This window comes from Streptomyces sp. NBC_00370, assembly GCF_036084755.1.
In the GTDB taxonomy this organism is placed as follows: domain Bacteria; phylum Actinomycetota; class Actinomycetes; order Streptomycetales; family Streptomycetaceae; genus Streptomyces.
This window is the reverse complement of sequence record NZ_CP107968.1, coordinates 2,719,643-2,745,003: the sequence shown is the minus strand read 5'-3', so window position 1 is coordinate 2,745,003 and position 25,361 is coordinate 2,719,643. Positions and strand designations below refer to the sequence as shown.

Annotated in this window: 22 protein-coding genes and 2 tRNA genes; 14 read left to right on the top strand and 10 right to left on the bottom strand. The window is 70.8% G+C overall.

Features of this window, described 5'->3' with window-relative positions; translation table 11 throughout:
- Positions 1–6: 6 nt before the first annotated feature.
- From OHS57_RS12075 to OHS57_RS12055, 5 genes are all read left to right on the top strand, one after another.
- The gene (locus OHS57_RS12075) at positions 7–1,128 is read left to right on the top strand and encodes an ABC transporter ATP-binding protein (RefSeq protein ID WP_328581915.1); all 1,122 of its coding nucleotides are present in this window, start codon (positions 7–9) and stop codon (positions 1,126–1,128) included.
- Complete coding sequence (locus OHS57_RS12070) at positions 1,125–1,820, top strand: HAD family hydrolase (RefSeq protein WP_328581914.1); 696 nt, start codon at positions 1,125–1,127, stop codon at positions 1,818–1,820. Before OHS57_RS12075 ends, OHS57_RS12070 begins: the two co-directional genes overlap by 4 nt.
- A gap of 345 nt (positions 1,821–2,165) precedes the next feature.
- On the top strand, positions 2,166–4,871 hold the full coding sequence (gene ppdK / locus OHS57_RS12065; RefSeq protein ID WP_328581913.1) for a pyruvate, phosphate dikinase: 2,706 nt from the start codon (positions 2,166–2,168) through the stop codon (positions 4,869–4,871).
- Between the two features lie 227 nt (positions 4,872–5,098).
- Positions 5,099–5,509: a VOC family protein gene (locus OHS57_RS12060; protein WP_328581912.1), complete on the top strand. Its 411-nt coding sequence runs from the start codon at positions 5,099–5,101 to the stop codon at positions 5,507–5,509.
- Positions 5,510–5,575: 66 nt separating this feature from the next.
- Positions 5,576–6,358, top strand: coding sequence for a sulfite exporter TauE/SafE family protein (locus OHS57_RS12055; protein ID WP_041990032.1), 783 nt, complete (start codon positions 5,576–5,578; stop codon positions 6,356–6,358).
- A gap of 9 nt (positions 6,359–6,367) precedes the next feature.
- On the opposite strand, the gene OHS57_RS12050 is transcribed toward OHS57_RS12055, so the two are convergent.
- The 3 genes from OHS57_RS12050 to OHS57_RS12040 all read right to left on the bottom strand — a co-directional run bounded on the left by OHS57_RS12050 (position 6,368) and on the right by OHS57_RS12040 (position 8,814).
- Entirely contained in the window at positions 6,368–6,991 is a 624-nt protein-coding gene (locus OHS57_RS12050; protein WP_041990035.1) for a class F sortase, read from the bottom strand.
- A gap of 120 nt (positions 6,992–7,111) precedes the next feature.
- Positions 7,112–7,849, bottom strand: a complete 738-nt coding sequence (locus OHS57_RS37765; protein WP_443042878.1) for a hypothetical protein — start codon at positions 7,847–7,849, stop codon at positions 7,112–7,114.
- Positions 7,850–8,067: 218 nt separating this feature from the next.
- Entirely contained in the window at positions 8,068–8,814 is a 747-nt protein-coding gene (locus OHS57_RS12040; protein ID WP_328581911.1) for an SDR family NAD(P)-dependent oxidoreductase, read from the bottom strand.
- A 94-nt stretch (positions 8,815–8,908) separates the two neighbouring features.
- On the opposite strand from OHS57_RS12040, the gene OHS57_RS12035 reads away from it, so the two are divergent.
- Positions 8,909–9,541 carry a TetR/AcrR family transcriptional regulator gene (locus tag OHS57_RS12035; RefSeq protein ID WP_328581910.1) on the top strand — a complete coding sequence of 211 codons (633 nt, stop codon included), beginning with the start codon at positions 8,909–8,911 and terminating at the stop codon, positions 9,539–9,541.
- Positions 9,542–9,556: 15 nt separating this feature from the next.
- Here the strand turns inward: OHS57_RS12035 and OHS57_RS12030 are convergent, their stop codons facing one another.
- Together OHS57_RS12030 and soxR are read right to left on the bottom strand one after the other, a co-directional pair.
- Complete coding sequence (locus tag OHS57_RS12030; protein ID WP_328581909.1) at positions 9,557–10,345, bottom strand: aminotransferase class IV; 789 nt, start codon at positions 10,343–10,345, stop codon at positions 9,557–9,559.
- 21 nt (positions 10,346–10,366) lie between these two features.
- Positions 10,367–10,825: a redox-sensitive transcriptional activator SoxR gene (gene soxR / locus OHS57_RS12025; RefSeq protein ID WP_328581908.1), complete on the bottom strand. Its 459-nt coding sequence runs from the start codon at positions 10,823–10,825 to the stop codon at positions 10,367–10,369.
- Positions 10,826–10,877: 52 nt separating this feature from the next.
- On the opposite strand from soxR, the gene OHS57_RS12020 reads away from it, so the two are divergent.
- Together OHS57_RS12020 and cutA are read left to right on the top strand one after the other, a co-directional pair.
- Positions 10,878–11,480, top strand: a complete 603-nt coding sequence (locus OHS57_RS12020; RefSeq protein WP_328581907.1) for an NADPH-dependent FMN reductase — start codon at positions 10,878–10,880, stop codon at positions 11,478–11,480.
- Positions 11,481–11,546: 66 nt separating this feature from the next.
- Positions 11,547–11,873, top strand: coding sequence for a divalent-cation tolerance protein CutA (gene cutA, locus OHS57_RS12015; RefSeq protein ID WP_328581906.1), 327 nt, complete (start codon positions 11,547–11,549; stop codon positions 11,871–11,873).
- A gap of 4 nt (positions 11,874–11,877) precedes the next feature.
- On the opposite strand, the gene OHS57_RS12010 is transcribed toward cutA, so the two are convergent.
- Positions 11,878–12,561, bottom strand: coding sequence for a SanA/YdcF family protein (locus tag OHS57_RS12010; RefSeq protein ID WP_328581905.1), 684 nt, complete (start codon positions 12,559–12,561; stop codon positions 11,878–11,880).
- Between the two features lie 464 nt (positions 12,562–13,025).
- On the opposite strand from OHS57_RS12010, the gene OHS57_RS12005 reads away from it, so the two are divergent.
- The 4 genes from OHS57_RS12005 to OHS57_RS11990 all read left to right on the top strand — a co-directional run bounded on the left by OHS57_RS12005 (position 13,026) and on the right by OHS57_RS11990 (position 19,150).
- Complete coding sequence (locus tag OHS57_RS12005; RefSeq protein ID WP_328581904.1) at positions 13,026–14,366, top strand: deoxyguanosinetriphosphate triphosphohydrolase; 1,341 nt, start codon at positions 13,026–13,028, stop codon at positions 14,364–14,366.
- A gap of 168 nt (positions 14,367–14,534) precedes the next feature.
- The gene (locus OHS57_RS12000; protein ID WP_041990049.1) at positions 14,535–15,809 is read left to right on the top strand and encodes an NAD(P)/FAD-dependent oxidoreductase; all 1,275 of its coding nucleotides are present in this window, start codon (positions 14,535–14,537) and stop codon (positions 15,807–15,809) included.
- 86 nt (positions 15,810–15,895) lie between these two features.
- Positions 15,896–17,827: a DNA primase gene (dnaG, locus tag OHS57_RS11995; RefSeq protein ID WP_041990052.1), complete on the top strand. Its 1,932-nt coding sequence runs from the start codon at positions 15,896–15,898 to the stop codon at positions 17,825–17,827.
- Positions 17,828–18,067: 240 nt separating this feature from the next.
- The gene (locus OHS57_RS11990; RefSeq protein ID WP_443042877.1) at positions 18,068–19,150 is read left to right on the top strand and encodes an RNA polymerase sigma factor; all 1,083 of its coding nucleotides are present in this window, start codon (positions 18,068–18,070) and stop codon (positions 19,148–19,150) included.
- 94 nt (positions 19,151–19,244) lie between these two features.
- Here the strand turns inward: OHS57_RS11990 and OHS57_RS11985 are convergent, their stop codons facing one another.
- The 4 genes from OHS57_RS11985 to OHS57_RS11970 all read right to left on the bottom strand — a co-directional run bounded on the left by OHS57_RS11985 (position 19,245) and on the right by OHS57_RS11970 (position 24,984).
- Positions 19,245–21,176: an ABC transporter ATP-binding protein gene (locus tag OHS57_RS11985; protein ID WP_041990053.1), complete on the bottom strand. Its 1,932-nt coding sequence runs from the start codon at positions 21,174–21,176 to the stop codon at positions 19,245–19,247.
- Entirely contained in the window at positions 21,176–22,909 is a 1,734-nt protein-coding gene (locus tag OHS57_RS11980) for an ABC transporter ATP-binding protein (RefSeq protein WP_041990054.1), read from the bottom strand. Before OHS57_RS11980 ends, OHS57_RS11985 begins: the two co-directional genes overlap by 1 nt.
- 190 nt (positions 22,910–23,099) lie before the next feature.
- Positions 23,100–24,578 (bottom strand): FGGY family carbohydrate kinase, encoded by a 1,479-nt coding sequence (locus OHS57_RS11975; protein ID WP_328581903.1) that lies wholly within the window; start codon positions 24,576–24,578, stop codon positions 23,100–23,102.
- 91 nt (positions 24,579–24,669) lie between these two features.
- Positions 24,670–24,984 carry a YtxH domain-containing protein gene (locus tag OHS57_RS11970; protein ID WP_328581902.1) on the bottom strand — a complete coding sequence of 105 codons (315 nt, stop codon included), beginning with the start codon at positions 24,982–24,984 and terminating at the stop codon, positions 24,670–24,672.
- A 198-nt stretch (positions 24,985–25,182) separates the two neighbouring features.
- On the opposite strand from OHS57_RS11970, the gene OHS57_RS11965 reads away from it, so the two are divergent.
- Both OHS57_RS11965 and OHS57_RS11960 read left to right on the top strand, forming a co-directional pair.
- Positions 25,183–25,255: transfer RNA gene (locus OHS57_RS11965), tRNA-Asn, on the top strand.
- 5 nt (positions 25,256–25,260) lie between these two features.
- A tRNA-Asn gene (locus tag OHS57_RS11960) sits at positions 25,261–25,333 on the top strand.
- Positions 25,334–25,361: the final 28 nt, after the last annotated feature.

The following is a 25,361-nucleotide window of genomic DNA, read 5'->3' as shown; positions in this document are numbered from 1 at the left end:
CCCCTCATGTCATCCACGGCCACACTCACCGCGAGCGAGGAACAGCCCGCGGCCCCCGCCGGCGCGCTGGTCGAATTCCGTGGTCTGCGGCGGGCCTTCGGGCCCACCGTCGCCCTCGACGGGCTCGACCTGACGGCCCGCCCCGGTGAACTCCTCGCGCTGCTCGGCCCCTCGGGCTGCGGCAAGACCACCGCGCTGCGGGTGCTCGCCGGATTCGAGCAGCCCGACGCGGGCGATGTGCTGGTGGACGGCGCCGACATCACCCGGGTCCCGGCCAACCGCCGTGACGCGGGCATGGTGTTCCAGTCGTACAGCCTCTTCCCGCACCTCAACGCGCGCGACAACGTCGCCTTCGGGCTGCGGGTACGGAAGGTGTCGGCCGCCGAGCGGCGCACCCGCGCCGCCGAACTCCTCGACCTGGTCGGGCTGCCCGAGCACGGCGACCGCTTCCCGCACCAGATGTCCGGCGGCCAGCAGCAGCGGGTCGCACTCGCCCGCGCGCTGGCGCTGCGGCCCCGGGTGCTGCTGCTCGACGAGCCGCTGTCGGCGCTCGACGCCAAGGTCAGGCTGACGCTGCGGGAGGAGATCCGCCGGCTCCAGCTCTCGCTCGGCATCACCACCATCTTCGTCACGCACGACCAGGAGGAGGCGCTGTCGATGGCCGACCGGGTCGCCGTGCTCAACGCGGGCCGCCTCGAACAGTGCGCGGCGCCCGCCGAGTTGTACGAGCGTCCCGCCACCGCCTTCGTCGCCGAGTTCGTCGGCACGATGAACCGGCTGCCCGGCCGGCTCACCGACGGCGGCCGGGTCGAGGTCGCCGGCGCCACCCTGCCGGTGGACGGCGAGATCCCGGCGGGACGCGAGGTCGAGGTGCTGATCCGGCCGGAGAACGTCACGGCGACCGCCGACCCCGTAGGCACCGCCACGGTCGTCTCGGCCGCCTTCTTCGGCTCGGTCACCCGGGTGCTGCTCGATCTGCCCGGCGGCGGCTCGGTCAAGGCCGACGTCCCGTCGCGCGACGCGGGGGAGCTGCAGCCCGGCGTACGGGCGACGGTCGTACCGGCCGAGCGGCCGGCCCTGGTCGTACCGGTGACCGGTGTCGTGGCGTCCGCGGGGGACGACGCGTGAAGCTGCCTGCGGCTGTCCTCTTCGACATGGACGGCACGCTCGTGGACACCGAAGTGCTCTGGTGGGACACGGCGGACGAGGTCGCCGCCCGGCTCGGCCACCGGCTGACGGACGCCGACGCGCGCGAGGTGGTGGGCCGCGCCGTCGCCGACACGGCCGCGCATCTCGTACGCGTCACCGGCGCGGACGCCGGCCGTACGGAGGAGGTGGCGGCCGAACTGTCCGGCTCCTTCTTCCGGCGGGTGGAGGCCGGGGCCCCGCTGCGGCCAGGCGCCGGTCGGCTGCTGGCCGGACTGGAACGGGCCGGGGTGCCGTTCGCCCTGGTCAGCGCCTCGCCGCGGGCGGTGGTCGACTCGGTGGTCGGCGGTTCACTGCCGGACGTGGGCTTCGCCTTCACGCTCTCGGCCGACGACACCGTACGGACCAAGCCGCACGCCGACCCCTACCTGGCGGCGGCCGAACGGCTCGGCGTGCGGCCGGGGGCGTGTGTCGCCGTGGAGGACTCCCCGGACGGTACGGCCTCGGCGCAGGCCGCCGGGTGCGCCGTACTCGTCGTACCGTCGCTGCTGCCGGTGGAGCGGGCCGCCGGGCGCTACTTCGCGGACAGCCTGGAGGACGTCGATCTGGCGGTGCTGCGCGACTGCGCGCGGGACCGGCTGCGCGACCACGCTTCGGCCCGTCGTGGGGCGTGATTCTCGCCACATTTGATGGTCGACGCGCTCAGAGGAGCGGATCTTGGGCGACTGCACCTCTGGAAGGGGTGGCACTGCGTGCCACCCCTTTGGTGTTCGAAGGATGAACTCAGACGTCGTTGTCACCGCTCAGGTGAGCGGGAAGGGTCATCGGCGGGTCATGCCCGGTTCGAGGCATGAAGCCGTGCGGACCGCGTCGGCGTCCGCCATGCGCATTCGATCCAGTGGCGGACGAGTGGTTAAGGCCGTGCGACGGCCAGGTGGACATGTCCGGACGCCTTTGATCTGGGTATGTTCCTCGCCGTCAGGGCAGCCAGCGCGTCGTCCTCCGAGGAGTCGAGACCCGTGTCGGAAAAGCAGGAGAAGACCGAGAAGGCACCGAAGTACGTCTTCGACTTCACCGAGGGCAACAAGGATCTGAAGGATCTGCTCGGCGGCAAGGGCGCCAACCTCGCCGAGATGACCAATCTCGGGCTGCCCGTCCCGCCCGGTTTCACCATCACCACCGAGGCGTGCACCGTCTATCTCGACAGCGGGACCGAACCGGCGGCACTGGGTGACGAGGTGAGCGCCCATCTCGAAGCGCTGGAGAAGAAGATGGCCAAGCGGCTCGGCCAGGCCGACGATCCGCTGCTGGTCTCCGTACGCTCCGGGGCGAAGTTCTCCATGCCGGGCATGATGGACACCGTCCTGAACGTCGGGCTCTCCGACGACTCGGTCGCCGGGCTCGCCAAGCAGTCGGGCGACGAGCGGTTCGCCTGGGACTCCTACCGGCGGCTCATCCAGATGTTCGGGGCCACCGTCCTCGGTGTCGACGCCGAACTCTTCGAGGAGGCGCTGGAGGAGACCAAGCGGGCCAACAACGCGGCGACCGACGTCGATCTGGCCGCAGGGGACCTCAAGAAGCTGGTCAAGCAGTTCAAGAAGATCGTCTCCCGGCACACCGGGCGGGACTTCCCGCAGGACCCGCGCGTGCAGATGGACCTCGCGATCCGCGCCGTCTTCGACTCGTGGAACACCGACCGCGCCAAGCTCTACCGCCGCCAGGAGCGCATCCCCGGCGACCTCGGAACGGCCGTCACGGTCTGCTCGATGGTCTTCGGCAACCTCGGCCCCGACTCCGGTACGGGCGTGGCCTTCACCCGCGACCCGGCCAGCGGCCACCAGGGCGTCTACGGCGACTACTTGCAGAACGCGCAGGGCGAGGACGTCGTCGCCGGCATCCGCAACACCGTGCCGCTCGCCGATCTGGAGACCATCGACAAGGCCTCGTACGACCAGCTGATGCAGATCATGGAGACGCTGGAGACGCACTACCGCGATCTGTGCGACATCGAATTCACCATCGAGCGCGGCCAGTTGTGGATGCTCCAGACCCGGGTCGGCAAGCGCACGGCGGGCGCCGCCTTCCGGATCGCCACGCAACTGGTCGACCAGGGACTGATCGACGAGGCGGAAGCGCTCCAGCGCGTCAACGGCGCCCAGCTCGCCCAGCTGATGTTCCCGCGCTTCGACGAGGGCGCGAAGCGGCAGTTGCTCGGACGCGGTATCGCCGCGTCGCCGGGCGCCGCCGTCGGCAAGGCCGTCTTCGACTCGTACACCGCCGTCAAGTGGTCGCGCTCGGGGGAGAAGGTCATCCTCATCCGCCGGGAGACCAACCCCGACGACCTCGACGGCATCATCGCAGCGGAGGGCATCCTGACCTCGCGCGGCGGCAAGACCTCGCACGCCGCCGTCGTCGCCCGTGGCATGGGCAAGACCTGTGTGTGCGGCGCTGAGGAGCTGGAGGTCGACACCAAGGCCCGTCGGCTGACGGTCGGTTCGACGGTCATCGAGGAGGGCGACGTCGTCTCCGTCGACGGCTCGACCGGCAAGGTCTACCTCGGTGAGGTGCCCGTCGTCCCCTCGCCCGTGGTCGAGTACTTCGAGGGCCGGATGCACGCGGGCGCCGACGACGCCGACGAACTCGTCGAAGCCGTGCACCGGATGATGGCGTACGCCGACCGGCGCCGCAGGCTGCGGGTGCGGGCCAACGCGGACAACACCGAAGACGCCCTGCGCGCCCGCCGGTTCGGAGCCCAGGGCATCGGGCTCTGCCGCACCGAGCACATGTTCCTCGGCGAACGCAGGGCCATGGTCGAGAAGCTGATCCTCGCCGACACGGACGACGAGCGCGAGACGGCGCTCGGCGCCCTGCTGCCGCTGCAGAAGAAGGACTTCACCGAGCTGTTCGAGGCGATGGACGGACTGCCGGTCACGGTACGGCTGCTGGACCCGCCGCTGCACGAATTCCTGCCCGACATCACGGAGTTGTCGGTCCGTGTCGCCCTGGCCGAGGCCCGCAAGGACCACAACGAGAACGATCTGCGGCTCCTGCAGGCCGTACACAAACTGCACGAGCAGAACCCGATGCTCGGGCTGCGCGGGGTACGGCTCGGCCTGGTCATCCCCGGCCTCTTCGCCATGCAGGTACGGGCCATCGCCGAGGCGGCGGCCGACCGCAAGAACAGCAAGGGCGACCCGCGCGCCGAGATCATGATCCCGCTCGTCGGCACGGTCCAGGAGCTGGAGATCGTCAGCGACGAGGCGCGCCAGGTCATCGCCGACGTCGAGAAGGCGACGGGTGTCGAGCTGAAGCTGGCGATCGGCACGATGATCGAGCTGCCGCGCGCCGCGCTGACGGCGGGTCAGCTCGCCGAGGCCGCCGAGTTCTTCTCGTTCGGCACGAACGACCTGACCCAGACCGTGTGGGGCTTCTCCCGCGACGACGTGGAGGCGAGCTTCTTCACCGCGTACCTGGAGAAGGGCATCTTCGGGGTCTCCCCGTTCGAGACGATCGACCGCGACGGCGTCGGCGCGCTCGTACGCAGCGCGTGCGAGGCGGGCCGGGCGACCCGGCCGGATCTGAAGCTCGGGATCTGCGGTGAGCACGGCGGCGACCCGGAGTCGGTGCACTTCTTCCACGCCGTCGGCCTCGACTACGTGTCCTGCTCGCCGTTCCGCATCCCGGTGGCGCGGCTGGAAGCGGGCCGCGCGGCGGCAGGCGCCTAACGCCCCCCGAGACACCGGGGCCGTCCGCAATCCGCCCGCCCCTCACGGGTCCGGCGGGCGGCTCCGGGACGCGCGGCGGGACGGGGCCGGAACCCGTGCGGGGGTCCGGCCCGTCCCGCCGCGTCATGCTGCCGAGATTCCCCGCTCGGCGCCGATGAGTTTCCGGCGGGGGCCCGGTCTGTCCTTTCGAACGCGCGCCTGGCGCGCCGAGAGAAATGAGACGGCCGATGCCCGCGATGATCTTCCTCAACCTGCCGGTCAGCGATGTCGAGGTCTCCAAGACCTTCTTCGAGAAGCTCGGCTACGCGAGCAATCCACAGTTCTCGGACGACCGGACGGCGTGCGTCGTCATCAGCGACACCATCTTCGTGATGCTCCTGGAGAAGTCCCGCTTCAAGGACTTCACGAAGAAGGACGTCGCCGACGCCGAGACGACCGCCGAGGCGCTGATCTGTCTCAACGCCGAGAGCCGCACCGCGGTGGACGAACTGGTGGACGCGGCTCTCGCCGCAGGCGGCTCACCCGCCCTCGACCCGCAGGACCACGGCTTCATGTACCAGCGCTCGTTCCTGGACCCGGACCACCACCAGTGGGAGATCATGTGGATGGACCCGGCCGCCGTCGCGGGACAGAGCTGACGCCGCACAGCGGGCCGGCGGCGGGGCGGGCGCAAGATCCACACGACAGACCCTAGGGTCGTGATCATGCCCGACATATCCCTGACCGTGCTCACCCTGCTCTGCCTCGCCGCGCTCGCTGCCGGGTGGATCGACGCCGTGGTGGGCGGTGGCGGGCTGCTGCTCCTGCCGGCGTTGCTGATCGGGCTGCCGCATGTGCCGGCGGCGAACATCCTCGGCACCAACAAGGCCGTCGCCATCGTCGGTACGTCCGGCGCCGCCGTCACGTATGTGCGCAAGGCGCCGGTCGAGTTGGGCACGGCCGTGCGGATCGGGCTGGTGGCGCTCGCCGGATCGATGACGGGCGCCTTCTTCGCCGCCGGGATCAGCAGCGACGTGCTGCGGCCGGTGATCATGGTGGTGCTGCTGGCGGTCGCGGCCTTCGTCCTGCTGCGGCCCGGCTTCGGCCGGGCGCAGCCGGGGGCCGGGCCGGTCACGCGGCGGCGTACGGTCCTGGCGATCGTCCTCGTGGGCGGCGGGATCGGCTTCTACGACGGGCTGTTCGGCCCCGGCACCGGGACCTTCCTGGTCCTGGCGCTCACCGCCGTACTGCGGCTCGACCTGGTCACCGCGTCCGCCAACGCGAAGATCGTGAACGTCTGCACCAACGGGGGCGCGCTCGCGATGTTCGCCTACCAGGGCACGGTGCTCTGGCAACTGGCCGCGCTCATGGCCGTGTTCAACCTGGCGGGCGGAATGCTGGGCGCGCGGACGGCGCTCAAGAAGGGCAGTGAGTTCGTACGCGGGGTGCTGCTGGTCGTGGTGTTCTCGCTGATCGCGAAGCTCGCCTTCGACCAGTGGGCGGCCTGAGCCGGCCGGTCACCCGACGAGATGGGCGTACGTGACGACGTTGCCCTGGTAGCCGGTCCTCGGCGAGAAGCCGCCGCCGCAGGTGATCACCCGCAGCTCGGCCCGGCCGGCCGAGCCGTACACCTTGCTGTCGGGGAAGTCGGCGTTCTCGTACACCTCGACCGCGTCCACGGTGAAGACTGCCGTACGGGAGTCCGCGCGTACGACGTCGATCCTGTCCCCCTTCTTCAGGGTGCCCAGGGAGTAGAAGACGGCGGGCCCGCGCGCGTTGTCGACATGGCCCGCGATGACGGCCGTCCCCTTGGCGCCGGGCGCCGCGCCGCCCCCGTACCACCCGGCGAGGTTGCTGTTCGCGGCCGGCGGTACGGCGAGACTGCCGTCGGCGGCGAGGCCGAGCCGCATCAGCGGCGCGTCGACCTCGATCTCCGGGATGCGCAGCCGTACCGGCGCCGACGCGGGCATCGGGTCGGCCGCCGCCCGGCTGTGGTGTCCTGGCCCGGCGGCGAAGGCCTGCGCGGCCGAAGGGGCGGGCGGGGTGACCGGGCGCGCGCCGTTCTGGACGAGCCAGACACCCGTACAGGCGACGGCGGCGAGCAGCCAGCCCTTCCTCCTGACCTGGGCGGTGACCGGCACGGTGAGCGACCTTTCCGCGGCTGGGATGCGGGGATCCGGGACTGCGGGATCCGGGACAGAGGTTCCCCGCCCCGGTCAGCGATGAGCATGACGGGGGCGGGGACGCCCGGACGGGACCTCCTAGTCCTCCTGCGTGCCGCTCGCCCGGCGACGCAGGAGCAGGGTCCCGCCCACGGCGGCGGCGGCCAGTACGGCCGTCCCCGCCGCGATCTGGGTGGTGTCGGGCCCGACGCTGCCGCCGACCCCCGTCTTCACATGGCCGACCGGCCCTGAATGGGCCCGTACGGTGACATCACCGTCGGCCTCCTTGCCGTTCTTGCACTTCGCGACGATCCGGTACGTGCCGGGCCTGGCGCCGTCCGGCACCGTGAAGTGACCGACCACGACCTCTTTGTGCGTCTCGGCCTTCAGCTCGAACTCCCCGGCACCGAGTTCGCGGGCGTCGCCCTTGGCGTAGCCGCCGGGGCCGCAGGCCGTGGTGTTGACGGTGACGGTCGCGCCGGGAGGCGCGCTCGCCGGGGTCACCTCAAGCACCCCGGGCTTCCCGCCGCCGTGATCCCCGCCGCCCCACTGATCGCCGCCCTGGTCGCCGTCCCCGTGGTCACCACCCCAGTCCCCGCCGCCGGGACCCACGTCGCCGTGCTCCCCACCGGGAACCTCGCCACCGAGGCGCTCCTCGTCCGGGACGTCCGGAATCTCGCCCCCCGGGACCTCACCGGCTCCGGCCTCGGTGCCACCGAAGTCCCCGCCGCCGGCGTCACCGGCATCCGCGAAGGCACCGGTGGCGCTCGCGGTCATCAGTCCGAGCGAGGCAGCCGCGAGGGCGGCACCGGTCAGCAGGCGTGCAGTGCTGCGCATGGTGATCCTCCGTCGGAATCGCGGGTCTCCTCCGAGGTAAGTGCCACCACGAGCCGCACGCCTGCTGATGGCCGATCAGATTCCCGCCCCCAGGAGCGCGTGTCAGGCTTGCCAAACGCCGTCACCGCAGGTCACGGCCGAGGCCGACGAACAGACCCGCTCGCCACCCCCGCACGCGCCGAACGGGTGACGAGCCCGCGCCACGGGCCCGGTACGGCTCAGAGCTGGTTCTCGCCGCCGTCCACGTACAGGTTGGCGCCGAGGACGAAGCTGCTCCGGGCCGAGGCGAGTAAGGCCACCGCGTCGGCGACCTCTTCGGCGCGGCCGATCCGGCCCAGCGGCACACCCGCGACGAACTGGGCCTTGGTGACCGGCGCGTCTCCCTCGGCCACGGCGTCGACCGCGGGGGTGTCGATGGTGCCCGGGGAGATCGCGTTGACCCGGATGCCGCGGTCCTTCAGCTCGTTGGCCCAGGTACGGGCGAAGGACCGTACCGCCGCCTTCGAGGCCGCGTACGTGCCGAACGCCGCGACACCGTCGTCCGCGCGCACCGAGGAGTTGAGGATCACCGAAGCGCCGTCGTTGAGCAGCGGCAGCGCCTTCTGCACCGTGAACAGCGTGCCCCGTACGTTGACGCCGAAGGTCTCGTCGACGTGTTCCTCGGTGACCTCTTCCAGCGTCGCGAACGACGCGGTGCCCGCGTTGGCGAAGACGATGTCCAGGCCGCGGCCCCGGGCGCGGACCGCGTCGTAGAGCCGGTCCAGGTCGGCCAGGTTCGCGATGTCGCCCACCACACCGGTGGCCGCCGCGGGGCCGATGGTCTCGACGGCCGCGTCCAGCGCGGTCTTGCGCCGGCCGGTGATGAACACATGCGCCCCGTCCGCCGCCAGCCGGACGGCGGTGGCCAGGCCGATCCCGCTGCTCCCGCCGGTGACGACGGCGGTCTTTCCTTCGAGCTGTCCCATGATCACGACCTCCACAGATTCGGTACCGATCGGTACCGAAAAAGACCGTAGCACCTTCCGCACCGACCGGTACGGAAGAGGTACGATCGATGCCATGGACACCGGACAGAAGGCGCCGGTCGGCCGGCCGAGGGGATTCGACACCGAAGAGGCCCTGGAACGCGCCATGCGGGTCTTCTGGGGGCAGGGCTACGAAGGCGCCAGCCTCACCGACCTGACCGCCGCCATGGGGATCAACCGCACCAGCATGTACGCGGCTTTCGGCAACAAGGAGGAGCTGTTCCGGAAGTGCCTGGAGCGCTACACGGAGGGCCCCGCCTCGTACGGGGTCCGCGCCCTGCGGGAGCCGACCGCCCGCGAGGTGGCCGCCGCGATGCTCAACGGCGCGGTCCTGGCCACCACCGGCGCCGCCGGCCCGGCCGGGTGCCTCGGTGTCCAGGGGTCCCTCGCCGCCGGTGAGCCGGGAAGTCATGCCCGCGACACCCTCGCCGCCTGGCGCGACGAGCACGTCTCCTACCTCAGCGACCGCTTCCAGCAGGCCGTGGACGAAGGCGACCTGCCGCCCGACGCCGATCCCGGTCTGCTCGCCCGGCACCTCATGACCGTGGCGAACGGCATCGCCGTCCAGGCCGCCGGCGGTGTCACGCGCGACGTCCTCCAGCAGGTGGCCGACATGACCCTGCGCAGTTGGCCGCCCGCCACGGCCCCGGCTCAGCCGGCCGCCTGAGGCGCCCCCGGCCGGTCAGGGGCGCTCCCACTCCACCGACTCGTACACGGCCCGCACCCGCGCCAACAGCTCCGCGTCGCCAGGGAACTCGACGTCGTCGATCCGGCTCACCGGCACCACGCCGTGCGAGTTGGTGTGGAACGCGGCCCGGAAACCCGCCAGTTCCGGCAGCGTGACCTCGCGCCGTACGGAAGCCAGGCCCGCACTGGCCAGCCGGGGCTCGACCAGCGCCATGGTGATGCCCGTCAGGATGGCGCCCTGCGGCCAGATCACCGAACTGCCGTCCCAGAAGCCGACGTTCGCGATGCTGCCTTCCAGGACGACCCCACCCGGACCGGTCAGCAGCGCGTCGTCGAACCCCGCCCGGACCGCGCGATGACCGTGGTAGATCTGCCCGAAGCCGCCCAGATGCTTGAGATGGGCGGCGGGGCGCTCGTACGGGACGGACATCAGGCTCACCGCCCGCTCGTCCTGCACCGCCGGCGGCCGTACGGTCACCATCAGGCTCAACTCCGAAGGCAGCTCGGCCTGATGCACGTACACCCGCGCCGACGCGTCCTCGACGTCACCGAGCGCGTGCCGCAGCAGCGCCCGTACCCGCTCGCCCGCCACACCCACGCCGAACAGCTCCTGGCTCGCCGCGTCAAGACGGGCGACATGCAGATCGATGCCGCGCACCCCGCCGCCCCTGACCTGCATGGCGGTGAAGTGCCCGTAGTTGTTGAGCGCGCGCATCCGCAGGTCGGACTCGGTGGCCGGACGCCCGTCCACCTCGATGAGCAGTTCTGGAGCCTCGGTCGTCATACCGGTCACGGTACGACGAGGTCAGTCCTCTATCAGCCGCCGGGGTCCGGGGCCGTGCGAGGCCAGTTCGTCGCCCGGGTTGGACAGGACGCAGCGGTCCAGCGAGAGACAGCCGCAGCCGATGCAGTCGGTGAGATTGTCACGCAGCCGCTGAAGGGTACGGATACGCGCTTCGAGGTCGTCGCGCCAGCACTCCGAGATCCGCGCCCAGTCCTCCTTCGTCGGCGTACGGTCCGCCGGCAGCAGCTCCAGGACGGCCCGGATGTCGGCCAGCGGGATGCCGAGCCGCTGCGAGGTGCGGATGAAGGCGACCCTGCGCAGTGTGTCGCGGCTGTAGCGCCGCTGGTTGCCCGACGTACGGCGGCTCCTGATGAGCCCCTCGCGCTCGTAGAAACGCAGCGCCGACGTGGCGACCCCGCTGCGCGCCGCCAGCTCCCCGACCGTCGCTTCTTTGGCGTCCCAGGCGAGATGTGTCGTCATACGGCCCAGCGTAGCTTGACTTCAACTTTGGTTTAAGTATGAGGCTCTGTCCATGAACTCCACGCAGGACACCACCGCAGGGCCGCTGAAGCTGGCCGTCATCCTCGGCAGCAACCGGGAGGGGCGCTTCGGGCCCGTCGTCGCCAACTGGTTCCTCGAACGGGCCTCCACACGCGCCGACTTCACCGTCGACCTGATCGATCTCGCCGAGACGGACCTGCCGACAGCGCCGTCGCCCGACCCCGGCCCCCAGTCACTGGCCGAGCTCGCCAAGGTCACCTCGCGGCTCGCTTCCGCCGACGCCTTCGCCGTACTCACCCCCGAGTACAACCATTCCTATCCCGCCTGCCTCAAGGCGCTGATCGACTGGCACTTCGCCGAATGGCAGGCCAAACCCGTCGGGTTCGTCTCGTACGGCGGGATGTCCGGCGGCCTGCGCGCCGTCGAACACCTGCGCCAGGTCTTCGCCGAACTGCACGCCGTCACGGTCAGGGACACGGTCTCCTTCCACAACGCCGGCGCCCTCTTCGACGCGGCGGGCAGCCCCAAGGACCCCTCGGGCCCGGACGGCGCCGCCAAGGCGATGCTCGACCAACTGGCCTGGTGGGCCCTGGCCCTGCGCGAGGCGAAGTCCGTACGCGCGTACGCCGGTTGACGAAGGGCCCCTGACGGGCACCCGGCCGGTACGGTGGATCGCGCCGCCGACCGTAAGGGAGCCCCGATGGGCGCCGACCACCTGACCGTGCTGACCACCACCGACACCGCAGAGAAGGCCGAAGCCCTCGCACGCGGCGCCGTCGAGTCCCGACTGGCCGCCTGCGCCCAGATCTCGGCGCCGGTCACCTCGGTCTACCGCTGGCAGGGCGAGATCGAGACGGGGCGCGAGTGGCAGATCCTCTTCAAGACCACCCAGGCCCGCTACCCCGAACTGGAAGCCCATCTGCTGGCGGCGCACGACTACGCGACACCGGAGATCATCGCGACGCCCGTCGTGGCGGGCAGCGAACCGTACCTGCGCTGGCTCACCGAGGAGACCGCCGCCGGGTGACCCGTCAGTGGGCGGCCAGCACCGACGTCACGCCCGGCTCGCGCGGGCCGAGGAAGTGCGGATCCGGCCGTACCGCAGCGTCCAGCGCGGCCTTGCCCGCCGCGAACACCTCGCGCACCCCGCCGTAGTACCAGGTCACATCATGCGGCTCGGCGACCCCGACCCCGTACGACTCGACGCCCGCCGCCTGGCACAGCGCGACGGCGCGCCGGACATGGAAGCCCTGCGTCACGAGCACCGCGTGCTCGACGCCGAAGATCTTCTTCGCGCGGACGCAGGAGTCCCAGGTGTCGAACCCCGCGTAGTCGCTGACGATCCGTCCGTCCGGCACCCCCCGCCCGGTGAGGTACGCGCGCATCGCGTCGGGCTCGTCGTACTCCACCCGGCTGTTGTCGCCGGTGACCAGCACGACCTTCACCTTGCCCGTCCGGTAGAGCGTCACGGCCGCGTCCAGCCGGTGGGCCAGGTACGGCGTGGGCCGCCCGTCCCGCAGCCCCGCACCGAAGACCACGGCCACATCCCTCGCCGGCACGTCGGCGACGGTCCGGACCCGGCTGTCGGCGACGGCGTGCATCCAGGCCGCGGGAGCGAGCGCCAGGACACAGCCGGCCATGACGATCTGTACGGCACGCCGCTGCCCGCGCCGGGTACGGGGCAGCGTGATCTTCGGCAGCTTGAGTCGGCGCATGCCTATCAGGACGTGCCGAGACGCAGAACAGTTCGCTCGGGGAGCTGCCCGGACCGGGATGCGCCGAAAGACGCGCCTAACGCAACCACTGACGCAAAAGGCGCGAGACGACCGCCACAGCAACCACCCCAACCCCAGCAGTCACACCAGCACCCGGCCAGGCACACCACGAACCTCCCCCGCCCGGGCAGCCGCACCCGGCCAAGCACCCGCCACCACAAGCCCACCGTGCCCGTGGAGCCCCCCCCGGCCGCCCCCCTCAAAGAAGCCACTTGCGGTGGAGGGCCGGGGGTCAAGGGTGGAGCGAAGCGGAATCGGCGTAGCCGACGCGACGAAGGAGCGCCCTTGACGCCCGGACCGGAGCCGCGACACTCAAACCCCAGGGGCGGCCCGACAGCCGCCCTCGACTCCCGTTCGCCCAGCCTCGGGCTCACGACCCCACCGCTTCCGGTTACCGTCGGAGCATGGCAGGCACCACCGGCATCACTGTTCACCACCCCTCCGACTCCACCGGCAGCTACGACGAAGCCGCCACCGAGCGCTGGGCTCCCGAGCCCGACAAGCGCCCGGGGCGTACCGCGTTCCAGCGCGACCGGGCCCGGGTGCTGCACTCGTCGGCGCTGCGCAGACTCGCCGGCAAGACCCAGGTCGTGACCCCCGGGTCCAGCGCCCGGCAGTGGGACGCCAGCCCGCGCACCCGGCTGACGCACTCGCTGGAGTGCGCCCAGGTCGGCCGGGAACTGGGCGCGGCGCTCGGCTGTGACCCGGATCTCGTCGAGACCGCCTGCCTGTCCCACGACATGGGCCACCCGCCCTTCGGGCACAACGGCGAACAGGCGCTGAACGACTTCGCCGCCGACTGTGGCGGCTTCGAGGGCAACGCCCAGTCGCTCCGCCTGCTGACCCGTATCGAGCCGAAGCGCTTCATCATGTCTTCTGAGTCCGAGCCGACCGGCGACCTCATCAGCGTCGGCCTCAACCTCACCCGCGCCGCCCTCGACGCCGCCACCAAGTACCCCTGGCCGCGCGGCCGCCACCCCACCGACCCCACGTCCGTGAAGTTCGGCGTGTACGAGGACGACCTGCCCGTCTTCGACTGGGCCCGCAAGGGCGCCCCCGACGGCAGGACGTGCTTCGAGGCGCAGGTCATGGACTGGTCCGACGACGTGGCGTACTCCGTCCACGACTTCGAGGACGGTCTGCACGCCGGCCACGTCGATCCCGCAGCCCTCGCCTCGCCCGACGAGCGCAGCGAGATCTGGGCCGTCGCCATCGGCCGTTACGTACCCGCCGACACCGACCCGCAGGAGCTGGCCGCCGCGCTCGACCGCCTGATGGACCAGGAGTGGTGGCCGCACGGCTACGACGGTTCGGCCGTCGCCCTCGGCCGGCTCAAGGACGCCACCAGCCAGCTCATCGGCCGGTTCTGTCTCGCCGCCGAGAGCGCCACCCGCGACGCGTACGGCACGGGCCCGCTCACCCGCTACACCGCCGAGCTGGTCGTACCGCGCGCCGCGCGCCACGAGTGCGCCGTGCTCAAGGCGGTCGCCGACCGGTACGTCATGCAGCGCGCCGAGCAGGAGGCGCTCCGCCTCGACCAGCGGATCGTACTGGCCGAGCTGGCGAGCGTCCTGACGGACCGTGCGCCGGAAGGGCTCGACCCGCAGTTCCGCGGGCTGTTCCTCGCGGCGCCCGACGACCGGGCGCGCAAACGCGTCATCGTCGACCAGATCGCGTCGCTCACCGACGCGGCGGCCCGCGCCCTGCACGGCGGACTCACCGGTGGCGCACGCCTCTCCAGGTGACGGCGTCCGCGTACGATCGGCCTGCACGCCTCGGGCCTCCCGGCGCACGCTTGGATGAAGGCAGCCGGATCACGACAATCAGGCACGCGCACGGAGCGCCCCCTCTATCGCCATCACGCTCCGTGCGGGACGCTCGCAGATGGCGGCAGCGCAACGAGGAGGCATCAAGTGGTCGACGCACATCGCACATTCGTCATTGTCGGTGGAGGTCTGGCGGCGGCGAAAGCCGCGGAAACCCTGCGGGCGGAAGGGTTCACCGGCCGGGTGATCCTCATCGGCGACGAGCGCGACCACCCCTACGAACGTCCTCCACTGTCGAAGGGCTATCTCTCCGGCAAGGAGGAGCGCGACACCGTCTTCGTCCACGAACCGGCCTGGTACGCGCAGGCCGAGGTCGAGCTGCACCTCGGCCAGACCGTCACCTCCGTGGACCGTGAGGCCCGCTGTGTGCATCTGGGCGACGGCACGTCCGTGCGCTACGACAAGCTGCTGCTCGCCACCGGCGCCGAGCCGCGCCGGCTCGACATCCCGGGCACCGACCTGGCGGGCGTGCACCATCTGCGCAGGCTCGCGCACGCCGACCGGCTGCGCCAGGTGCTCGCTTCGCTCGGCCGCGACAACGGCCATCTGGTCATCGCGGGCGCCGGCTGGATCGGGCTCGAAGTGGCGGCAGCGGCCCGCAGCTACGGCGCCGAGGTCACCGTCGTCGAGTCGGCGGCGACCCCGCTCCACCAGGTCATCGGCCCCGAACTGGGCCAGATCTTCACCGAGCTGCACCGCGAGCACGGCGTGCGCTTCCACTTCGGCGCCCGGCTCACCGAGATCGTCGGCCAGGACGGCATGGTCCTGTCCGCCCGTACCGACGACGGCGAGGACCATCCGGCGCACGACGTGCTGGCCGCGATCGGCGCCGCGCCGCGCGTCTCCCTCGCCGAGGCGGCGGGGCTCGAACTCGCCGCCCGCGCCGAGGGCGGCGGCGTCGCCGTCGACGCCGGGCTGCGCACCTCCGACCCGGACGTCTTCGCGGCGGGCGACGTCGCGGCCGTCCCGCTCGCCTGGGGTCCTGACGCGGGCTCCCGGATCCGGGTGGAGCACTGGGCCAACGCGCTGAACTCGGGCCCGGAGGCCGCCCGCGCGATGCTCGGCCAGGACGTCGTCTACGACCGCGTCCCGTACTTCTTCTCCGACCAGTACGACCTCGGACTCGAATACTCGGGCTGGGCGCCGCCGGGCACGTACGACCAGGTGGTCGTGCGCGGCGACGCCGGAAAGAGGGAGTTCATCGCCTTCTGGCTGAAGGACGGCCGGGTGCTCGCCGGGATGAACGTCAATGTGTGGGACGTCACCGAGGACATCCAGCGGCTGATCCGGTCCGGCGTGAGCCTGGACGTGAACGCCCTCGCCGACCCGGGCGTACCGCTGTCCGGCCTCGGGAACGGCTGACGGGACGGCCGCCGCGCAGCCTCCCGGGAGACGGAAGAGTCCGTCCGGGGAGAGGGAGTGTCCCTCCGGCCCCGTAGAATTCATCCGTGGCCGGCAGGATCAACGATGACGACGTGAAGGCGGTTCGGGACGCGGTCCCGATCGACGCCGTCGTGTCCGAGTACCTTCAGCTGCGCAGCGCCGGAGGCGGCAATCTGAAGGGGCTCTGCCCCTTCCACGACGAGAAGTCCCCGTCCTTCCAGGTCAGTCCGAGCAAGGGTCTCTTCCACTGCTTCGGCTGCCAGGAGGGCGGAGACACCATCGCCTTCGTGATGAAGATCGACCATCTCTCGTTCTCCGAGACGGTCGAGCGCCTCGCCGCCCAGGCGGGCATCACCCTGCGCTACGAGGAGGGCGGCTACAACCCGTCGAGCCAGCGCGGCGAGCGCACCCGCCTGGTCGAGGCGCACAAGATCGCGGCGGAGTTCTACGCCGAGCAGCTCGGCTCGGCGGAGGCCGAGATCGGCCGCAAGTTCCTCGCGGAGCGCGGCTTCGACCAGGCCGCCGCCGAGCATTTCGGTGTCGGCTACAGCCCGGTCGGCTGGGACCACCTCACCCGCTTCCTGCGCGGCAAGGGCTTCAGCGACAAGGAGCTGATCCTCTCCGGGATCTCCCAGGACGGCCGCCGCGGCCCCATCGACCGCTTCCGCGGCCGGCTGATGTGGCCCATCCGCGACATCTCGGGCGAGGTCGTCGGCTTCGGCGCGCGCAAGCTGCGCGACGACGACAACGGCCCCAAGTACCTGAACACCCCCGAGACGCCGATCTACAAGAAGTCCCAGGTGCTGTACGGCGTCGACCTGGCGAAGAAGGACATCGCCAAGGTCAGCAGGGCCGTGGTGGTCGAGGGGTACACCGATGTGATGGCCTGCCATCTCGCGGGCGTCACCACCGCCATCGCCACCTGCGGCACGGCGTTCGGCGGCGACCACATCAAGATCCTGCGCCGGCTCCTGATGGACAACGGCAGCGCGCGGGTGATCTTCACCTTCGACGGTGACGCGGCGGGCCAGAAGGCCGCGCTGCGCGCCTTCGAGGACGACCAGAAGTTCGCCGCCGAGACGTACATCGCCATCGCCCCCGACAACATGGACCCGTGCGAGCTGCGTCTCGCCAAGGGCGACGAAGCGGTCCAGGACCTGGTCGAACCGCGCACGCCGCTCTTCGAGTTCGCGATCCGCCAGATCGTCTCGCGCTACGACCTGGAGACCCCGGCGGGCCGCGCGGCCGCGCTGGACGAGGCCGCGCCGATCGTCGCCAGGATCAAGAACGGCTCGTCGCAGCACGAGGTCGCGGTCCAGCTCGCCGGCATCCTGGGCATCCTCGACACCCAGTTCGTGGTCAAGCGCGTTTCGCAGGTGGCGCGCTGGGCCCGCGACCGCGGCGGCCGGGGCCCGGCCCAGGGCGGTCAGGGACAGGCAGGATCCGGCCGCGCCGGGCAGCAGCAGGGCGGTGCGTACGACACGGCGGCGCCGCAGGGGCCCCGGGGGCCCGCGCTCCATCTGCGCAGCCCCGCCCATCGCACCGAGCGTGAGCTGCTCAAACTCGCGCTCCAGCGGCCCGAGTTGGTCTCCCCGGCCTTCGACGCCTACGGGGCCGACGAGTTCACGGCCCCGCCGTACGCGATGGTGCGCCAGTGCGTCGAGGAGGCGGGCGGCGCCGAGCAGGGCGTGGCCGACGGGCGCGCGTATCTGGCGCGGGTGCTGGAGACCGTGCCGAACGACACCGTGCGCCATCTGGTCACGGAGCTGGCCGTCGAGGTGTTCCGCGGCAAGGCCATCGACGAGATGTACGCGGGCCAGCAGCTCGTCCAGGTCCGGCTGCGGGCCGTCGACCGCCGCATCCACGAGGTGACGGGCACCCTGACCCGGCTCGGCGGACAGGCCGACCCCGAGCAGTTCAACGCCGTGCAGAACGAGTTGTGGGTGCTCCAGCAGTACAGCCAGGCCCTGCGCAACAGAGGCGCCGACGCGCTCTGACGGGCTCCGGCACGCTCCGACGCGGCGCTCCGGGTCCTGCGTCCCCGTACGTCGTACGGTAACGGCCCGGTTACGTACCGGACTCAGAAAGTGGTCGCACGCCCCTCGTGGCAGCCCTGTGTCGTACCCCACACTGGTGAGCGGTGCCTGAGTTTCCGGAAGCGCGGCCGGCCCACGACAGGTGGGCGCCAACTCCCGCGGATCCGCTCGTAGTGCAGCGATCACCTGGAGGTCGCCCCCGTGCAGACCCAGACCCTGACCGAGCCCGTGACCGAGTCCCTGTCCGAGCCCCTGACCAGGCTCTTGACCGACACGCCGCAGACGGTCGTGGAAACCGTCACCGAGGCCCCCGTGGACGATTCCGCCCCCGACTCCCCGCAGAGCCGCAGCCGCAGCCGTGCGGACGCCGCCGGGGCGTCGTCCGACCTCTTCCGCCAGTACCTGCGGGAGATCGGCCGGATCCCGCTGCTCACCGCCGTCGAAGAGGTGGACCTCGCGCGCCGCGTCGAGGCCGGTCTGTTCGCCGAGGAGAAGCTGAGCACGTCTGCCGACCTGGACTCCCAGCTCGCGCTCGACCTCGACAAGCTCGTCGTCATGGGCCGGATGGCCAAACGGCGGCTGATAGAGGCGAATCTGCGGCTCGTCGTTTCCGTCGCCAAGCGCTACATCGGGCGCGGCCTCACCATGCTCGATCTCGTCCAGGAGGGAAACCTGGGCCTGATCAGGGCAGTTGAGAAGTTCGACTACGCGCGCGGCTACAAGTTCTCGACGTACGCGACCTGGTGGATCCGGCAGGCGATGTCCCGTGCCCTGGCCGACCAGGCGCGCACCATCCGGGTCCCGGTCCATGTGGTCGAGCTGATCAACCGGGTGGTACGCGTCCAGCGCCGGATGCTCCAGGAGCGCGGCTACGAACCGAGCCACGCCGAGGTCGCCGCACACCTGGAGCTGGCCCCCGAACGGGTCACCGAAGTGCTGCGCCTCGCCCAGGAACCGGTGTCGCTGCACACCCCGGTGGGGGAGGAGGACGACGTCGCGCTCGGCGACCTGATCGAGGACGGCGACGCCGCGTCCCCGTCCGAGTCGGCGGCCTTCCTGCTGCTGCGCCAGCACCTGGAGGCGGTGCTCTCGACGCTCGGCGAACGCGAACGCAAGGTCGTCCAGCTGCGCTACGGCCTCGCGGACGGCAGGCCGCGCACGCTGGAGGAGATCGGCAGGATCTTCGGCGTGACCCGCGAGCGGATACGCCAGATCGAGTCCAAGACCCTCAACAAGCTCCGCGACCACGCACTCGCCGACCAACTGCGCGGCTACCTCGACTGAGACGACGGAAGCCGGGGAGCGCCGCACCCGAAGGCGCGGCGCTCCCCGGCTCAGGACCCTGCCCAGCCGGACCCCGCTCGGCCGGACCTCCGGCTCAGTCGACCTCGGCCACCGCCTGCGCGAACTGCGCCGCGTACAGCCGGGCGTACGCGCCTTCCGCCGCCAACAGCTCGTCGTGCGTGCCCTGTTCGACGATCGCGCCGTCCTCCATCACCAGGATCACATCGGCGTCCCTGATCGTGGAGAGCCGGTGCGCGATCACGAAGCTCGTACGGCCGTGGGCGAGCCGCGCCATCGCCTTCTGGATCAGCACTTCCGTACGGGTGTCGACGGAGCTCGTCGCCTCGTCGAGCACCAGTATCACCGGGTCGGACAGGAACGCCCGCGCGATGGTGATCAGTTGCTTCTCACCGGCGCTGACGCCCGAACCCTCGTCGTCGATCACCGTGTCGTAGCCGTCGGGCAGCGTACGGACGAACCGGTCGGCGTGCGCGGCGCGCGCCGCCTCCTCGATCTCCTCGCGCGTCACCTCGCGGGAAGCCCCGTAGGCGATGTTCTCCGCGATCGTGCCGCCGAACAGCCAGGTGTCCTGGAGGACCATGCCTATCCCGGACCGCAGTTCCTCCCGGGACATGTTCCGCACGTCCATGCCGTCCAGCAGGATCCGGCCCGACGTCACCTCGTAGAACCGCATCAGCAGATTGACCAGCGTGGTCTTGCCGGCGCCCGTCGGGCCGACGATCGCGACCGTCTGGCCCGGCTCCACCGACAGCGACAGGTCCTCGATCAGCGGCTTCTCCGGGTCGTACCGGAAGGCCACATGCTCCAGCGCGACCCGGCCCTGCGGCTCGCGCAGCCGCTCGACGGCGGGGGCGTCCTTCTCCTGCTCCTCGGCGTCGAGCAGTTCGAAGATCCGCTCCGCGGACGCGACGCCCGACTGGATCAGGTTCGCCATCGAGGCGACCTGGGTCAGCGGCTGGGAGAACTGCCGTGAGTACTGGATGAAGGCCTGGACGTCACCGATCGACAGCGCGCCCGAAGCGACCCGCAGCCCGCCGATGACCGCGATCAGCACATAGTTGATGTTGGAGATGAACAGCATCAGCGGCTGCATCATCCCGCTGTTGAACTGCGCCTTGAACGCGGCCTCGTACATCTGCTCGTTGTGCTCGGCGAACGCCTCCGCCGACTCGTCCTGCCGGCCGAAGACCTTCACCAGGGCGTGCCCGGTGTACATCTCCTCCACGTGCGCGTTCAACTTGCCCGTGGACCTCCACTGCTGCACGAACTGCGGCTGCGACCGCTTGCCGACCCGGGTCGCGACGAAGACCGACAGCGGCACCGTCACGAGCGCGACCAGCGCCAGCAGCCAGGAGATCCAGAACATCACGATCAGCACGCCGAGGATGGTCAGCACCGAGTTGATCAGCTGGCCCATCGTCTGCTGCATGGTCTGCGAGATGTTGTCGACGTCGTTCGTCGCCCGGCTCAGGACCTCGCCGCGCGCCTGCCGGTCGAAGTACGACAGCGGCAGCCGCGACAGCTTGGCCTGTACGTCCTCGCGCATCCGGTACACGGTGCGGTTGATCACCCGGATGGACAGCCGCGACGACACCAGCTGCAGCAGCCCGGCGCCCAGGTAGATCACCAGGGTGATCAGCAGGACGTTGCCGACGGCGCCGAAGTCGATCCCGTCACCGGGGGTGAAGTCGACGCCGGACAGCAGGTCGGCCATCGACCCGTCGCCCTTCGCACGCAGCGCCGCGATGGCCTGCGCCTTGGAGGTGCCGGCGGGGAACTGCCGGCCGACGACACCCGCGAAGATCAGGTCGGTGGCCTTGCCCAGTATCTTCGGGCCGGTCACCGAGAGCCCGACGCTCAGTATCCCGGCCGTGACCATCCAGATCAGGGTGGCCTTCTCCCGCGCCAGCCGGCGCAGCAGCCGCTTGCCCGACCCCTTGAAATCCATGGACCGCTGCGTAGGAGCGCCGGCCCCGGCCGCCATCATGCGTCCCGCACCGCTCATCAGGCCGCCTCCGCCTCGGTCAGCTGGGAGAGCACGATCTCCCGGTACGTCTCGTTCGCCGCCATCAGCTCGTGATGGCGGCCCGTACCGACGACCCGGCCCTCGTCGAGGACGACGATCCGGTCGGCGTCACGGATGGTGGACACCCGCTGGGCCACGATGACGACCGTCGCCTGCGCCGTCTCCCGCAGCAGCGCGCGGCGCAGCGCCGCGTCCGTCGCGTAGTCGAGCGCCGAGAACGAGTCGTCGAACAGATAGATCTCGGGGCGCTGCGTGAGCGTGCGCGCGATGGCGAGCCGCTGCCGCTGGCCGCCGGAGACGTTGGAGCCGCCCTGCGCGATGGGGGCGTTCAGACCGCCTTCGAGCGCGGTGACGAAGTCCTTCGCCTGCGCGACCTCCAGGGCGTGCCACAGCTCGTCGTCGGTCGCGTCGGGATTGCCGTAGCGCAGATTCGTGGCGACGGTCCCGGCGAAGAGATACGGCTTCTGCGGCACCAGGCTCACCGTCTTCGCCAGCAGCACCGGGTCGAGTTCCCGTACGTCCTGGTTGTCGACGAGGACCTCGCCGCCCGTCGTGTCGATCAGCCGGGGGATCAGATGCAGCAGCGTCGACTTACCGCTGCCGGTCGATCCGATGATCGCCGTCATCTCGCCGGGCTTCGCCGTCAGCGAGATGTTCTTGAGCACGGACTCCTCGGCACCGGGGTAGTGGAACTCCGCGTCCCGTATCTCCAGATGGCCGTGCCTGCGCAGCTCCCGTACCGGGTTCTCCGGCGGCACCACGCTCGACCTGGTGTCCAGCACCTCCTCGATCCGCTCGGCGCACACTTCGGCGCGCGGCACCATGATGAACATGAAGGTGGCCATCATCACGGCCATCACGATCTGCATCAGGTACGAGAGGAACGCGGTCAGCGCGCCGATCTGCATGCCACCGCTGTCGATGCGGTGCGCGCCGAACCAGACGACGGCGATCGACGACAGGTTCACCACCGTCATGACGGTCGGGAACATCAGCGACATCAGCCGTCCGGTGGCCAGCTGGAGGTCGGTCAGCTCGGTGTTGGCCTCCTTGAACCGCCCCTTCTCGTACTCGTCCCTGACGAAGGCCCTGATCACCCGGTTGCCGGTGATCTGCTCGCGCAGCACGCGGTTCACGCTGTCGAGCTTCACCTGCATGGCGCGGAACAGCGGGCGCATCCGCCGGACGATGAGCGAGACGGAGACGGCGAGGACCGGCACGACGGCCAGCAGCACCGTGGACAGCGGGACGTCCTGGCCGAGCGCGGCGATGATGCCGCCGACACACATGATGGGCGCGGACACCATCAGCGTGAACGACATCAGCACCAGCATCTGGACCTGCTGGACGTCGTTGGTGGTGCGGGTGATCAGGGTCGGCGCCCCGAACTGCCCGACCTCGCGGGCGGAGAAGCTCTGTACGCGGGAGAAGACGGCGGCCCTGACGTCCCGGCCGAGGGCCGAAGCGGTCCGCGCGCCGTAGAACACGGCGCCGATGTTGCAGATCACCTGGACCACGCTGACGCCGAGCATGATGCCGCCGAAGCGCAGGATGTATCCGGAGTCACCGGCCACGACACCGTTGTCGATGATGTCCGCGTTGAGGCTGGGCAGATAGAGCGTGGCGACGGTCTGGAGGAGCTGCAGCACCACAAGGATGGATATGGGTCTTTTGTACGGTGCGAGATGGGATCGCAGGAGTCGAATGAGCACGCGTAGTCTCTCGGAGTCGGCAAGATCAGGGGTCCGACCCCATCTTGCGACACGCGGCCCGTTGATTCCCAAGGGTTAATGTCCAAGGACGGGTCAAGAAGTAAGGGACGGGACACGGCTGCGCCGATGACCCACCGCACACCCCCGGTCACCCCGCGCCGGTCACTCCGCGCCGCTTACCGTGCGCCGTTCACTCCGTGCCGCTCCCGTCGGTCCCGCTCGGCTGCTGCCGGTTCTCGAACGCGCCGGGGTGGATCTGGTCGCGCGTGGCCCCGTACTGCTGGCGCACCGCGGCGCCGACTGCGGCGTCCTCGCCCGGCTCGAACACCTGCGCCGCCGCGCCCTGCCAGGCCGGCGGGGTGTGCGGGGCGAGCGAGCCCTGCGAGACGCCGAGCGCCCAGGCCGCCTGCCGGGCGGCGCCGAGCGCCGCGTAGTCGGCGGGCTGCGGTACGACGACCTGCGCGCCGAAGATCGCGGGTGCCACGGTCTGAACGGCGGGCAGTTCGGCGGCGGCGCCCAGCAGGAACACCCGCCGCACCTCGACGCCGCGCCTGCGCAGGACGTCCAGCGCGTCGGCGAGCGAGCAGATCATGCCCTCGAAAGCGGCCCTCGCCAGATGCTCCGGCTTCATCGACTCACGGCGCAGCCCGGTCAGGGTGCCCGCGGTGTGCGGGAGATGCGGGGTCCGCTCGCCCTCCAGATACGGCAGGAAGACCAGCCCCGACGCGCCGGGCGTGGACTTGAGCGCCAGCGTGGACAGTTCGGCCAGATCCTCGGTGCCCAGCAGTTCGGCCGTGCCGCGCAGGGCCCGTACCGCGTTCAGCGTGTGGACGACCGGCAGGTGCATGCCGGTGGCGTCGGCGAACGAGGTGATCGTCCCGGACGGGTCGGAGAGCGCGTCGGGATGGACGGCCATCACGGAACCGGAGGCGCCGAGGGAGACGACCGCGTCGCCAGGACCGACACCCAGCCCGAAGGCGGCGGCCATCGTCTCGCCCGTACCGGCCGAGATCAGCAGCCCCTCGGGGGTGGTCCCTGCGGCCTCCGAAGGACCGAGCACCTCGGGCAGCGCCGCCGGGTGGCCCAGCGCCAGTTCGACGAGTTCGGGGCGGTACGAGCCGGTGCGCGCGGACCAGTAACCGGTTCCGGAAGCGGCGCCCCGGTCGGTGGTGCGGCGCGCCGGGCGGCCCAGCAGCTGCCACACCAGCCAGTCGTGCGGCTGCATCACGAACGCGGTGCGCCGCGCGGCCTCGGGATCGTTTCGGGCCATCCAGCGCAGCTTGGCGACGATCTGCCCGGACTGCGGTACGCCCCCGACCGCCTCGGCCCAGGGCTGCCGGCCGCCGAGCGAGTCGATGAGGTCGGCCGCGGCGACCTGGGCGCGCTTGTCGTTGCCGAGCAGTGCGGGACGTACGAGATTGCCCTGCCGGTCCAGCGCCACCATGCCGTGCTGCTGCGCGGAGACGCCGATGGCCTGCACGCCCTCCAGCAGCCCGCCGGACGCGGCCTCGCCGAGGGACAGCAGCCAGACCTGTGGATCGACCTCGGCGGTCTTGGCCTCGACCGGATGCGGCGCGTAACCCTGCCGCAGCACGGCACCCGTGTCCGTGTCGCAGACGACGATGCGTGTGGACCCGGACGAACTGTCCAACCCGGCGACTATTCCCATGCCACCCGATTCTGCCGCACGCGCGGCGCGACGTGCGCTGCCGGTACGGCTCGGGTGCGCACAGGAACGTCTGGTACTGCGCGGTTCGGGGTCAGGTGGCGCTGGTACCCCAGTCGTCCTGCCCGTTGCTGTGGCTGCGGTCACGCAGCGAGCGCACCCGCTGGGCCACCGAGGCCGGCACCCTGTCCCCGACCTTGTCTCCCACCTTGTCGCTGACCGAGTGATACGCCTTGCCGGCGAACTCCCGGCCGGTCTGTGCCGCCGACTCTGCGGCGTTGCGCACCGCGGGGTTCTGCGACACCTGCCGGGCCGATTTCTTCAGCTTCTCGTAGCGCTCGCGTCCGGCTCGCGTTCCGAGAACGTAACCGAAAGCCAGCCCCGCGATGAACGTGAGGCGGTACCGCATGGCTGCCATCCTTACCTAGCGTCGAAGCGTTGGGCCGTGTGCTCTGCGCCTACCCCGATACGGACCAGGATCACCCGACGTGACCCGGGACGATACCGATTGGCGGAGCACCCCCCTGCTTGCGCTAATGTATGTGTCGCAGCGAACGCGCGCCGCCCGGGAGACCCGGGGTAGGTACGTTCGGTGCAGACGCAGCAATCCCCTGTAGCTCAATTGGCAGAGCAGCCGGCTGTTAACCGGCAGGTTACTGGTTCGAGTCCAGTCGGGGGAGCGCGATCCCCTGTAGCTCAATTGGCAGAGCATTCGGCTGTTAACCGGAGGGTTGCTGGTTCGAGTCCAGCCGGGGGAGCAGCAACGAAGAGGACCCTTCGGGGTCC